The sequence below is a fragment of the Roseomonas sp. AR75 genome (assembly GCF_005222815.1).
Lineage (GTDB): Bacteria > Pseudomonadota > Alphaproteobacteria > Acetobacterales > Acetobacteraceae > Falsiroseomonas.
On sequence record NZ_STGB01000001.1, the window covers coordinates 309,553 to 321,867 of the forward strand.

Consider the following 12,315-nt stretch of genomic DNA (forward strand, 5'->3'; position numbering starts at 1 on the left):
CCGAAAGGCTCAGTTCGTCTGGATCTTCGCCTCGCGTACCACCTCTCGCCAGCGGGCGAGGTCGCTTGCGATCAGGCGCGCGAGATCCGCGCGGCTCGACGCATCCACGGTGAAGCCGACGCGACCCAACCGATCCTGCACCTCCGGTGCGCGCAACGCGGTGACCATGACCTCGTTGAGCTTGTCGAGGATGTTGGCCGGCGTCGCCTTCGGGGCAACAACGGCCGTCCAGCTTCCGCTCACGATCTGGGGAAGACCCTGTTCGGTCATGGTCGGCACGTCCGGAAGCGTGCTCATCCGCCGCGGGCCGGCCACGGCGATACCGCGCAGCGCACCAGCCTGCACCTGCGGCCCAACCGTGGCGGCGTTGAGCATGGCGATCGGCGCCTGATTCTGGATGACCGCTTGCATTGCCGCCGGCCCGCCCTGATAGGGCACGGCCGTGGCTTCGGTGCTGGTGCGCAGCCTGAACAGCTCCATGCCAAGCTGCTCGGAGGACCCGACGCCGCTGGAAGCGTAGTTCACGCCACCCGGCTGCGCCTTCATCCAGGCGACGACTTCCGGCACCGTGCGCGCGGGAACGGCAGGGTTGACCACGAGCATGTTGGGCACGCTCATCACCAGCGTGATCGGGGCGAAGTCGCGCTCCGTCTCGTAGCCGGCGCTGCGCATGACAACCTCGTTGATCGTCAGCGTGCCGCTTGCCGCGACGAGCAGCGTGTGCCCGTCTGGTGCGGCCTGGGCGACGAAGCGGGAGCCGATGGCGCCGGTGGCGCCCGGGCGGTTGTCGACCACCACGGGCTGCCCAAGCGCGGGCTGCATGCCGTTCTGCAGCAGCCGCGCTGCGAGGTCGGTGGGCCCGCCTGGCGGGAAGGGGACCACCATGGTGACCGGACGGCTTGGAGCCCAGTTCTGTGCGCGGGCGATGGCGGGCAACAGCAGCGGGGCGCTCAGCAGTGCAAGCATATGGCGACGGCGCATTGTGCTCTCTCCCTGTCGGCCTTTCTCCTGCCCATAAAAGCACATGCACCGCGGGCGGGAACCCCGTGGATTTGGGAGCGAGGTCTTGACCCAGTGCCGTGGTGGCGCGAGGCGTAGCAAATGTCCGAAACGATGAACGTCCCGACCCATTTGTCTGCGGCCCATGCGGATTTCTCGAAGGCGCTGGCCTGGGTCGATGGCGAGGTGGTGCCGCTGGACCAGGCCCGCGTGCCCGTACGCGATCTCGGTCTGATGTATGCCGACATGACCTATGATGTCGTACACACTTGGCGCGGCGGCTTCTTCAGGCTGGAGGACCATCTCGACCGCTTCCTCGCGTCCTGCGCCGGGCTCAGGCTGGATCCCGCCCTTTCGCGCGAGGGTCTTCGTCGGCGGTTGGCGGATCTTGTTCGGCGCAGCAGCCTGCAGGACACCCTTGTCTACTTCGCCTGCACTCGCGGCACCGCGGTCCCTGGTACGCGCGATCCCGCAAAGCACGTCGCACACCGGTTCTTCGCCACCGTCACGCCGCTGATCCTGAGGGGCCAACCCGACGAGATGCGGCGCGGATTGCATGCGATGATCGCCCGAGGCATCCCGCGCATCGCGGCCGACTCGGTCAATCCAGCCTGGAAGAACACGCATTGGGGCGATTTCCACCGCGCGAGCTTTGCCGCGAAGGAGGCTGGTGCGGAGATGGCGCTGCTGCTCGCCCCGGATGGAGCCCTGGCCGAAGCGCCCGGCTTCAACCTCGTGGCGCTGGTAGACGGCGAACTCGTCTCGCCCGACGCCAATGTGCTGCCGGGCATCTCCTGCAGGACCATGTTCGAGATCGCAGACGATCTCGGCTTTCCGGCGCGTTTCCGCCGATTGATGCCGGAGGAGCTAGCGCGAGCGGAGGAGGCCTTCCTGACCGCGACCTCCTGCGGGTTGTTCCCGCTGACACGGCTCGACGGCGCGCCGATCGGGGCCGGCGTGCCCGGGCCCGTCACGACCCGCTTGCTCAATACGTATTACGACAGGAAGAATGCGGGTTGGCACATCACTGCCGCGGCGAGCATCCCGCCGCCGGATCCGGGCTGAGGGGGCGTAGTATGAAGCGACTTCTGCTTGTCGTGCTTGCGCTGCTGGGCTTCGCGGCGCCAGCGCTCGCGCAACGCGAGTTGACCATCGTCGCAGGGGGTGGGCGCCTGCAGGAGCATATGCGCGCCACCTTGTTCCGCGGCTTCACGCAGCAGACCGGCATTCCGCTCCGTGATGCTTCCTATGACTATAATGTCGGCCCTATCCGGGCGATGGTGCAGGCCAACAACGTCACCTGGGACGTCGTCATGGTCGAGGCTCCCGACCTGATTCGCGGCTGTGAAGACGGCATCTTCGAACGCATCGACTGGTCCGTCGTCGGCCGCGACAAGTTCCTGCCGGACGGAGCCACGACATGCGGCGCCGGTGCCATAGGCTGGGGCGTGGCGGTGTTCCGGGACTTGAACCGCAACCCGACCGGCCCCTCCAACTGGCGCGAGTTCTGGGATGTGCAGCGCTTCCCTGGCCGCCGAGCGTTGCGCCGCGGCGCGCGCATGACCATGGAAATGGCCTTGATGGGGGATGGCGTGGTAGCGAGTGAAGTCTATCGCGTCCTCGCCACGCCCGAAGGCCAGCGCCGCGCGTTCGCCGCGCTCGACCGCATCCGCCCGCATCTGCAGTTCTGGACCGGCGGTCAGCAGCCGCTTGAACTGGTGAATGCAGGAGAGGTGGCCTTCGCCGCTGGCTACACCGGGCGCGTCGCCACGGCCATCACGAATGGCGCGAAGCTCGACCTGAACTGGGATACGCTGCTCTTCGCGTATGACTACTGGGCTGTGGTGCGCGGTACGCCGCATCGCGCCGAAGCGATGCGACTCGTGGACTTCATCACCAGCACCGGGCCGCTGCGTGCCCTTGCCGAGTTGTGGCCCATCAATCCCGTCACCGCTGCCGTGGCGAACGACGCCACGATCCGTGAGCGCTACCCGCTGATGCTGAGCCGCCACCAGGATCGCGGGCTGCACATCGACACGGAATTCTGGCTGGACCAGGGCCCGGATCTGGAGCAGCGCTTCGCCGCCTGGCTGAACCGCTGAACCGCCGCAAGCTGCTCTCGGCGGCGCTGCTCGCGCCGCTGCTGCTGCTGCTCTGCTTCGCTTTTTTCCTGCCGGTCGGGAACACGCTTCTGACCGCCGTCACCGATCGCGAGGTGGCGGAGACCTTGCCGCGCACGCGGGCGGCGCTGACGGCATGGGACGAGCGAGGCCTGCCGCCAGAAGCAGCTTTCGCGGCCCTCGCCGAGGAGTCGGGCGCGGCCCTGCAGGACCGCCGGATCGGAGCATTGGCGCAGCGGCTGAACTTCGAGCAGAGTGGTCTGCGTGCGCTCCTGTTGCGCACAGCGAGGGCACAGGATCGCCTCGCAGCACCCTATGCCGAGAGCCTCCCGGCACTGGATGCATGCTGGGGCGATCCCGAGACCTGGCGGCTGTTGCGGCGCGCCGGTGGCCCGACCACATCGCTGTACCTCTTGCGAGCGCTTGATCTCACGCGAACGGCCGAAGGCGAGGTCCGGCGCGTCCCGCCCGATCAGGCTCTGTTCAGGACGTTGTTCCTGCGCACCCTCTGGGTCAGCCTGCTGGTCACCGCGGCCTGCGTGCTGCTTGGATGGCCGGTGGCAGCGTGCATCGCGGCTCTTCGTCCTCCCTGGTCCTCCATCACCCTGCTGCTGGTGCTGGTGCCGTTCTGGTCTTCCGTCCTCGTGCGCAGTACCGCCTGGTTTGCGCTGCTGCAGCGGGAAGGGCCGGTGAATGACCTGCTGCTCTTTCTCGGCGCGATCGAATCGCCGCTGCAACTCATCGGCACGCGCTTTGCGGTGCTGCTGTCGACCGTCCACATCCTGCTTCCGGTGGCTATCCTGCCGATGGTCGGCGTGATGGCGCGGCTGGACAGGCGCCATCTTCATGCAGCGGCCTCCCTTGGCGCGGGGCCGTGGCTGCGCTTCCGGCGTGTCTGGTTGCCGCTGTCCCTACCGGGCGTCCTGGCTGGCGCCGCGATGACATTCCTGTTGGCCGTCGGCTTCTACATCACGCCGGCGCTGCTGGGTGGCGAGCGCGACCAGCTCGTCGCGTGGTTCATCGCGCAGTATCTGACCCGAGAGGTGAACTGGGGTATGGCTGCCGCGCTCTCCGCCTATCTCCTGGCGATGGCAGGCGCGGTCGCCGCGCTCCTGCGCGCGCTGACCGGCAACACGCCGGCGGGAACGCGCGCCTGATGCCGGGCATGCGGCCATCTCCGCTGCTCCTTCTGATGACCGCGCTTGTGCTCGCGTTCCTGTCATTGCCGATGCTGGCCGCGCTCTGGCTGTCCTTTTCGCCGACGGAGGTGCTGCACTTTCCGCCGCGCGGCTTCTCGCTTCGCTGGTATGCCGACTTCTTCGAAAGCGAGCGCTGGTTGCTGGCCACTCGGAACAGCCTGTTGGTCGGCGGTGCCACGATGGTCGTGGCGACCCTGCTCGGTACCGCGGCCGCCATCGGCCTTCACCTCGGGGAGTTCCGCGGCCGGGCCGTCCTCCTCGGCCTGCTCACGCTGCCGATGGTGACACCCTTCATCGTCACCGCGGCTTCAATGTTTTTCGCCTTCTCGCTCATCGGACTGGCAGGAACGCTTCCCGGGCTGGTGCTCGGTCACACCGTGGTCGCGGTGCCTTTCGTGCTGGTCTCGGTCCTGGCCAGTCTCTCCACCTTCGACGGCGCCATGCTGAGGGCGGCGGCTTCCCTGGGGGCTGCGCCCTGGCTTGCGTTCCGGCGAGTCCTTTTGCCGCGGATCTGGCCTGGCGTCGCGGCAGGTGCAGTGTTCGCCTTTGCCACCTCGCTCGACGAGTTCGTCATCACGCTGTTCCTGGCTGGGCCTGGCCAGTTCACGCTGCCGCGCCAGATGTACGCGAATGTCCGCGAATACATGACTCCGACGATCCTGTCCGCGGCGAGCCTGCTGTTCCTGCTTTCCGTGCTTCTCCTTCTGGTGACGGAGGCGCTGCGCCGGCGTTGAACCGGCGCAGCGGCAGCCTCAGCGCAGCAGCACCACCGCTTCGATCTCCACCGCGATGCCGCGCGGCAGACTTCCCATGCCGACGGCTGACCGCGCAGGGCGGCCCGCTTCGCCGAACACCTCCACGAACAGGTCGGTGCAGCCGTTGATCACTTCCGGCTGCTCGCCGAAATCAGGTGTGCCACGCACCATGCCGAGCACCTTTAGGATCGTATCCACCCTGTCCAGGGATCCGAGCGCAGCCCGCATGTTGGCCAGCAGGTTCAGTCCGCAAAGCCGGGCCGCCTCGTAGCCGACCTTCACATCCAGGTCGGCACCGAGCACGCCGGCAATGTGGCGGCCATCGGCGTAGCGTGGTCCCACGCCGGACAGGAACAGCAGGTTGCCACCGATACGCCACGGCACGTAGTTGGCCATGGGCAGCGGTGGGCTCGGCAATTCGATCTGCAACGCGGCCAGGCGCTCCTCGGCGGACATGGCGATCTCCCTTACTGCGGAGCAGCCAGTCTGCCGGCGATCCGGCGCTGCGTCAGCCCTCCACGCGCAGGATGCCGGTACCTTCCAGGACGAAGCGCCCGGCGCCGCGGCGGGCTGCAAAGACCTCGATCGGGTGGAACAGGTAGAGCCAGGGCGGATTGGCATGCAATCGGCGCAACACGGCACCGTAGCCTGCCTCACGGTCTTCGTCCGCCACGGCATGGTTGGCCGCCGCGATCAGGCGATCCGCTTCGTGATCCTCATAACCCTGCCACCAGACTGCTCGGTTCACAGACGATACCTTGTCGTCAAGCACACGGAAGGTGCTGTGCGGCGAACTGTCGAAGATGGCGATATCGCCGATCTGTTTGCGGCCAACCTCGCGCGCATATTCGGGCCGGTCCGGCTGTTCCTCGATGCGGGTAGGCAGGCCGAGACGCTCAAGGTCTGCCGCGACTGCCTGCGTGATCTCCTTTGCCTTGTCCGGCATCTCGAGCGGCGTGCGCAACCGGATCGGGCCGGTGACCTGCGCGAGATCGAACAGCCGCTTTGCCTCGTCGGGGTCGTAGGGAATGGGGCGCAGTGCCGCAGCCCGAGCGCCCAGGTGCAGCGGGCTGACCACCGTGCTGGAGGGCACGCCGAGCCCGTGGAAGAGCCTGTCCAAGATGGCCTGGCGGTCCACGGTGTGATTGATTGCTCGGCGGGCCGCCGGATGCGCGAAGGCCCCGGAATCGCAATTGAGATAATGCATGACGGAGAGCGTGTTCAGAGACCGCCCCCACTCGAAGCGATCGCTGAAATCCGGACCGTCGCGAAGTCGCTCCATTTGCATTGCTACGTCCAACTGTCCGGCGCGGAGGGCAGCCATGCGCACTTCCGGCTCGGGTATTGCCCGCAGCGTGATGCGATCCGGGCCCGGCGTCGCCCCGACCCGCTCTAGGTCGGCAGACAGATCAGGATCATACGCGGTGACACGGTAAGGCCCAGTGCCGAGCACCGGCGCGCCCGACGCGTCCTCGCGACAGACGAAAAATTCCGAGAAGATGTCGAGAATATCGGCGAAGGGTTCCGGATTCTCCACCATGAGCCTGTTGCGCGTCGGCGCGGTCAGGGTCGCACGCGCAAGATAGCGGCTGTAGCTCCACTTCATCCCGAACATGTCCACGGAGCCGAGGATGCCCTGGATCATCGCCAGGATGTCCTGCGCTTCGCAGAGCTTGCCATCGTGGAACCGTGCGCCTTCGCGGATGTCGAACAGCCAGCGGCGTCCGCCCTGGTCCACCTGCCATCGGGACAGGAGTGCTGGTGCGACGCGCCCACCCTCGGTCCAGCGCACCAATGGCTCGAACACCAGTGTCTTGAGAGTGAGGACACTGGTGTCGTCCGTGACGCGGGTCGCGGGCAGGAAGCGGCACTTCTCCGCCGCGATCGTCAGGTGCCGCATGTCAGGCAGGCTGGAACCTGGAAAGAATAGGGGCCCATTTACGCTCCTCTGCCTGCATGAAGGCGAGATGCTGAGCGGGGCTGGACGGTATGTTGTCCACGCTGAACTTCTGCTCGAACTCGGCGCGGTTGGCTGCGCTCGCAAAGACCTTGTCGAAGCCTTCGCGGATGCGGGCGACGGCTTCGGCCGGAATGCCCTTCGGCGCGAACAGCCCCATCCAGGACAGGACGCTGAAGCCGGGGACCCCGGCTTCCGACACCGTTGGAAGCTCCGGCAGCGTCTTGGCTCGTGTGTCGCCGGTAACGGCCAGTCCGCGCCAGTGCCCGACGCGGATCGGCTCCACCGATGTGACGAGCGTGTTGAACATGACCTGGACGTTGCCGTTCGTCAGGTCAGCCCGCGCGAGCGCATCGCCGCGATAGGGCACATGGACCATCTGCGTGCCAGTCATGCTCATGAAGAGTTCGCCGGAAAGATGGATCGACCCGCCGGCGCCTGCCGAGGCGAAGTTCAGCTTCCCCGGGTTGGCCCTCGCATAGGCAATGAACTCGGGCACACTCCTGGCCGGTACTGAGGGATGCACCACCAGCACATTGGGGGATGAGAACATGAGGCCGAGGGTGTCGAAGTCACGTTCCCAGCGGAAGGGCGTATCCCGAATGAGATAGCGGGTGTTGATGATGTTCGGCCCGGTCGCCAGAAGCGTATACCCGTCGGCAGGGCTCCGCGCCGCCGCATCGACACCGATGTTGCCGCCCGCACCGGCGCGGTTATCGACGATGACCCGCTGTGGCATTTCCCGCGACAGAGCGTCCGCGAAGGCCCGCGCCTGATTGTCGGTGCCACCGCCGGGTGGGAAGGGCACGATGATCCGGATCGGCTTGTCGGGAAAGCTGCCTTGGGCGAGGCTCGGCAACGGCAAGGCCAGGCCGCCGAGGGTGAGGGCGCCGCGGCGCGTGAGCATGGATCGCATCATTGTCTCCCAGCAATCCCTGCATTGTCATGCAGGGTGCCGGACGTGCGCAACCTTCCGATAGCGGCCTAATTGGGCGCCACCCTGTCAGCCATCCGGGCACCCCTTGCGCCGAGCGCTCTCTCCGGGCCGGTCGTAGTGTCACGGGCGGTCTGGTGTTCCATCTCGGCATTCAGCTCCGCGCCGACAAGAACGACTGTCGCCGATATCCAGATCCAGGTCATGAAGCCGATAACGGCGCCGAGCGAACCGTAGGTTTCATTGTAGCTTCCGAAGTTCTCCACGTACCACGAGAAGCCGAGAGACACGGCGAGCCACACGATGGCGGCGAAGGCGCTGCCCCAGGTTACCCAGCGCCAGCGCGCCTTCTCGCGGCTCGGGCCAAGGCGATAGAGCGCTGCAAGGACGACGCCCACGAGAAGCATCAACAGGGGCCAGCGGGCCACCCGAAGCAGCCACTCGGCCGTCTCGCCCAGCCCTATGAAGGACAGCGCGACCGGCAGGACGATCACCGCGAGCATCGCGGCGATGGCAAAGAGCAGGCCGCTCAGCGTGAAGGCGAGTGTGGTCAGCGTGAGGCGGATGAAGCTTCGCTTCTCCTCCTCCTCATAGACGACGTTCAGAGCGTCAAAGAGCGCCTTCGTTGCCTGGTTTGCGCTCCAGAGCGATATCAGCAGCCCTATTGCCGCACTGAAGCCGAGCGTGCTGTTCGGCCGGGATGTGACGCGCTTAATCTGTTCTTCGATGATCTGCATCCCGCCGCCGGGCACCACGCCGCCAAGGGTCTGCAGATGCTGCGAGACCGTTGCCGGGTCGGCGACCAGACCATAGAGCGACACCAGCGCGGCGATGGCGGGAAATAGCGCGAGCAGGGTGTAGAAAGTCACGCCCGCTGCCTCGGTGAGCAGTCGGTCCTCGCTGGCCTGTTGCGCGGTCCGCTTCAGGATCATCCACCAGCCACGAGTGGGGAATCGGTGTGGATGCGCCACGTCGCGCCCGGCGCCGTCAGACGGGACCGCCACCGTTTCCTCGGCGGCGCCGAACGCGTGGATGCGAGCCGGTCGCCGCTTCGCCGAGCCGGTCAGGGCGAACCAACCCAGTATGGCGGCGGCGGCCACGGTCCAGGGTGAGGGGCGTCGAGGGCGTTCGGGCATGGCGATCTCCCGCATGACGTGCTTCGGGGAGCGCAACGCGGCGCAGCGAAAATGGTGCCGCGCCAGGCCTGGGTCAGCCACGGATCACCGTGCGTATGGCGAAGCTGGACTGGATCCTTGCAACGCCAGGCATGCGGGACAGTGCCTCCTTGTGGAGCCGCTCGTAGTCGGCCGCATCGCGCACCTCGACGCGCAGGAGGTAGTCGGACATGCCGGTCATGAGGTGGCATTCCCGCACCTCCGGGCAACGTCGAACGGCGTCCTCGAAGCGCCGAAGATGTTCGTCGGTCTGGCGGTCGAGGGTGATCTGCACGATCACCGTGACTGAGTCGCGGGCGGGAGCCTCCTCGACCAGCACCGTGTAGCCGCGGATGGTGCCGTTGCGCTCCAGCAGTCGGAGGCGACGCAGGCACGCAGACGGCGAGAGGCCTACCGCGGTCGCCAGGGCCGCATTGGGAATTCGGCCGTTGCTTCGCAATTCGCGGATGATCGCGCGATCGATCTCGTCCATGTGCAGAGTCTGCCTATTTCCACAATTTTCTGCGTAAATCTGGGCGATTCGGCGATTGTCTGCAACGATTCCACCGAAAGTCCACGAACCCACCAATTATGATGATGCCCCGTCACGAGCGGAGGGTCCCATGCGTGTGCTGGTTCTGGGTTCAGGTGTGGTTGGGGTTGCGAGCGCCTGGTATCTGGCGCGCGACGGCCATGAGGTGACGGTCCTGGACCGGCAGGCCGCCGCGGGCATGGAGACCAGTTTCGCCAATGCAGGTCAGGTCTCGCCCGGCTATTCGGCGCCGTGGGCAGGACCCGGCATACCGGTGAAGGCACTCAGATGGCTGATGATGCGGCATCGCCCGCTGGTCATGTGGCCGAGGCTTGACGGCGGACTTTATCGCTGGCTCGGCCAGATGCTCGCGAATTGCACCGATGCCGCTTACGGAGTGAATAAGGCGCGCATGGTGCGTCTCGCCGAGTATTCTCGTGATTGCCTCCGGGAACTCCGCGCCGAGACGGGTATCCAATACGATGAGCGCACGAAAGGCACCCTGCAACTGTTCCGTACCCAGAAGCAGCTTGATGCAGTGGGTGCCGACATCGAGGTGCTGAAGGCATTCGGCGTTCGGCATGCGTTGTTGGACGCTGCTGGCAGCATGGCGGCGGAGCCGGCGCTCGCGCTTGTGCGCGGCAAATTCGTCGGCGGCCTGCAATTGCCCGGCGATGAGACGGGAGACGCCTTCCTGTTCACTCAGCGGCTCGCGGCGCTCGCAGCGGCGGCGGGCGTCGTGTTCCGTCACGGTGTCATGGTGAGCGGCCTTGAGACCGAGGCCGGCGCCGTGACCGGTGTGCGAACGGATCAGGGGTTCTTCACCGCGGACCGCTACGTCGTCGCCATGGGGAGCTATACGCCGGCTCTGCTGCGTCCCCTGAACCTGCATGTGCCCGTCTATCCGGTTAAGGGCTACTCGCTGACGCTGCCGGTCGAAGATGCGGCCGCGGCGCCGGTCTCGACCGTGATGGACGAAACCTACAAGGTCGCGATCACCCGTCTGGGCGAGCGCATTCGCGTCGGCGGCACGGCGGAACTCGCCGGGTTCTCCTTGCGGCTGCGGAAGCCGAGAAGAGAGACGCTGGAGCACTCTGTGACTGATCTGTTCCCGCGTGGCGGGAACGTCGCCAAGGCAAGCTTCTGGACCGGGCTGCGACCGATGACGCCGGACGGCACGCCGGTGGTCGGGCCGACGCGCTACCACAACCTCTACTTGAACACAGGCCATGGAACGCTTGGCTGGACGATGGCCTGTGGCTCGGGTCGTCTGCTGTCGGATCTCGTCACCGGGCGGCGGCCCGATATTGCCTCGGATGACCTCTCCCTGCACCGTTATGCCGTGGCCTGACGGCATCCGCATTCGGGCTGGAGCCGGCAGGAAAATGGAGGATCGCGCCGAGCGCACGACTCGCGCCACCGGCCCCGGATGTGGTGGGCTTGGCGGTAGCCGAAGCCTGCAGCCGCCCCTGCTGCGCTTCAGCGCTTCAGCGCTTCCGCAGCTCGGCGTCTGCCCAGGTGCAGCCGGTGGTGACGGGATCGGGTGCGCGCAGCCCGCGCGCGGCAGCGTCCATACGCATCGCCCGCAGCCTTTCGCGCGCTCCGCCTTCTGGCATGTGCATGCGCTCGTGACCCCAATAGCTCGGGCCATCAAAGGTTTCGTGCGGCTGCCAGGCGGCAGGATCGATGACGCGACCACCCCAGCCGTACTCCACGAAGAAACCGGACGGTGTGTTCACGTAGAACGACGTCATCCAGTCATTCGTGTGCCGACCTAGCGAATAGGCGACGCGCCCGTGTTGCTGCATCGCGATGTCATAGCCCTGGCCGACATCGTCGAGGCAGCCGAGCTCTATCATGAAGTGGTGGATGCCTGCCTTGCCTGAGCCGACCATGGCGAAGGAATGGTGCCGGCCATTCACGTGAAAGAAAAACAGGTCGTAGGGCGTCCGACCGTAGTCGCTGAGGCCGAAGCCGAGCGTATCGCGATAGAAGGGCAGCAGAGCCTGCGCATCCGTCACATGGAGCACGGCATGACCCATGCCGAGCGGCCCGGTGCGGAAGCCGGAGATCGGACGGCCCGGGACGAAATCCGTGTCCGCGACCTCCTGCCCGTGGAACACCTCGAGCCGGTTGCCGCCGGGGTCGTGGAAGACGATGAGGTCGGCCACGTGGCGTTGGCTGGCCAGCGTGGAGTCGCCGCGCATGACGCGCACGCCCGCGTCCTCCAGCTTCGCAGCAAGCGCATCGAGCGCGGCGCCGTCCGCCACTTCCCATCCGAGGAAGGCGAGGCCGTCCTCTGCCTCTTTGGTCACGATCACGCGCTGTGCGCGGTCGTCCATCCGGAAGATGCGGGTCCCCCCGCCTGCATCCACGCGCTGAAGGCCGAGCAGGTCCGTGCCGAAGCTGTCCCATTCGGCGGGTTGCGCGGCGTGGATACCGATATAGCCGAGCGCCTGGATCATGGTTCCACCCCAATCAGACTGCGCATCTCGTCCATGTCGCTGATCTGAACTCCATGACGTCGCCAAGCTGACGCCCAAGTGTCGAATTGTCTTTCGTGGCGACGTCGCACGGCCTCCCGGTGACGTTCGCAGCGCCGGGCAGGGGCTGCAGCACTGTGGACCTGTCAGCGATCAGCGGCGGCGCTGGCGAGATGACTGAG

The 12,315-nt window shown here is 66.5% G+C and carries 12 protein-coding genes; 5 read left to right on the forward strand and 7 right to left on the reverse strand.

The features are described from left to right. Positions 1 to 9: 9 nt before the first annotated feature. A complete protein-coding gene (locus E4T13_RS01350; RefSeq protein ID WP_170984732.1) occupies positions 10 to 981 on the reverse strand; it encodes a tripartite tricarboxylate transporter substrate binding protein in 972 nt (323 codons plus the stop codon). Between the two features lie 120 nt (positions 982 to 1,101). Here E4T13_RS01350 and E4T13_RS01355 point away from each other — a divergent pair, with 120 nt between their 5' ends. The 4 genes from E4T13_RS01355 to E4T13_RS01370 all read left to right on the forward strand — a co-directional run bounded on the left by E4T13_RS01355 (position 1,102) and on the right by E4T13_RS01370 (position 5,052). Next, complete coding sequence (locus E4T13_RS01355; protein WP_137176442.1) at positions 1,102 to 2,064, forward strand: aminotransferase class IV; 963 nt, start codon at positions 1,102 to 1,104, stop codon at positions 2,062 to 2,064. Between the two features lie 11 nt (positions 2,065 to 2,075). Then, entirely contained in the window at positions 2,076 to 3,101 is a 1,026-nt protein-coding gene (locus E4T13_RS01360; protein WP_137176443.1) for an extracellular solute-binding protein, read from the forward strand. Between the two features lie 113 nt (positions 3,102 to 3,214). After that, positions 3,215 to 4,276 carry an ABC transporter permease gene (locus E4T13_RS01365; protein WP_170984733.1) on the forward strand — a complete coding sequence of 354 codons (1,062 nt, stop codon included), beginning with the start codon at positions 3,215 to 3,217 and terminating at the stop codon, positions 4,274 to 4,276. A gap of 35 nt (positions 4,277 to 4,311) precedes the next feature. Further along, a complete protein-coding gene (locus E4T13_RS01370; RefSeq protein ID WP_240790944.1) occupies positions 4,312 to 5,052 on the forward strand; it encodes an ABC transporter permease in 741 nt (246 codons plus the stop codon). Positions 5,053 to 5,070: 18 nt separating this feature from the next. Here the strand turns inward: E4T13_RS01370 and E4T13_RS01375 are convergent, their stop codons facing one another. From E4T13_RS01375 to E4T13_RS01395, 5 genes are all read right to left on the reverse strand, one after another. Beyond that, positions 5,071 to 5,529 (reverse strand): RidA family protein, encoded by a 459-nt coding sequence (locus E4T13_RS01375; protein WP_137176446.1) that lies wholly within the window; start codon positions 5,527 to 5,529, stop codon positions 5,071 to 5,073. 52 nt (positions 5,530 to 5,581) lie between these two features. After that, positions 5,582 to 6,973, reverse strand: a complete 1,392-nt coding sequence (locus tag E4T13_RS01380) for an ABC transporter substrate-binding protein (protein WP_137176447.1) — start codon at positions 6,971 to 6,973, stop codon at positions 5,582 to 5,584. A 1-nt stretch (position 6,974) separates the two neighbouring features. Further along, on the reverse strand, positions 6,975 to 7,937 hold the full coding sequence (locus E4T13_RS01385; RefSeq protein ID WP_170984734.1) for a tripartite tricarboxylate transporter substrate binding protein: 963 nt from the start codon (positions 7,935 to 7,937) through the stop codon (positions 6,975 to 6,977). Positions 7,938 to 8,014: 77 nt separating this feature from the next. Continuing rightward, complete coding sequence (locus E4T13_RS01390; RefSeq protein ID WP_137176449.1) at positions 8,015 to 9,115, reverse strand: YihY/virulence factor BrkB family protein; 1,101 nt, start codon at positions 9,113 to 9,115, stop codon at positions 8,015 to 8,017. 58 nt (positions 9,116 to 9,173) lie between these two features. Continuing rightward, positions 9,174 to 9,611 carry an Lrp/AsnC family transcriptional regulator gene (locus E4T13_RS01395; protein ID WP_137176450.1) on the reverse strand — a complete coding sequence of 146 codons (438 nt, stop codon included), beginning with the start codon at positions 9,609 to 9,611 and terminating at the stop codon, positions 9,174 to 9,176. Positions 9,612 to 9,741: 130 nt separating this feature from the next. Between E4T13_RS01395 and E4T13_RS01400 the strand changes: the two genes are divergently transcribed. Continuing rightward, positions 9,742 to 11,001, forward strand: a complete 1,260-nt coding sequence (locus tag E4T13_RS01400) for a D-amino acid dehydrogenase (protein ID WP_137176451.1) — start codon at positions 9,742 to 9,744, stop codon at positions 10,999 to 11,001. Between the two features lie 136 nt (positions 11,002 to 11,137). On the opposite strand, the gene E4T13_RS01405 is transcribed toward E4T13_RS01400, so the two are convergent. Further along, positions 11,138 to 12,115 (reverse strand): VOC family protein, encoded by a 978-nt coding sequence (locus E4T13_RS01405; protein ID WP_137176452.1) that lies wholly within the window; start codon positions 12,113 to 12,115, stop codon positions 11,138 to 11,140. Between the last annotated feature and the right edge of the window lie 200 nt (positions 12,116 to 12,315).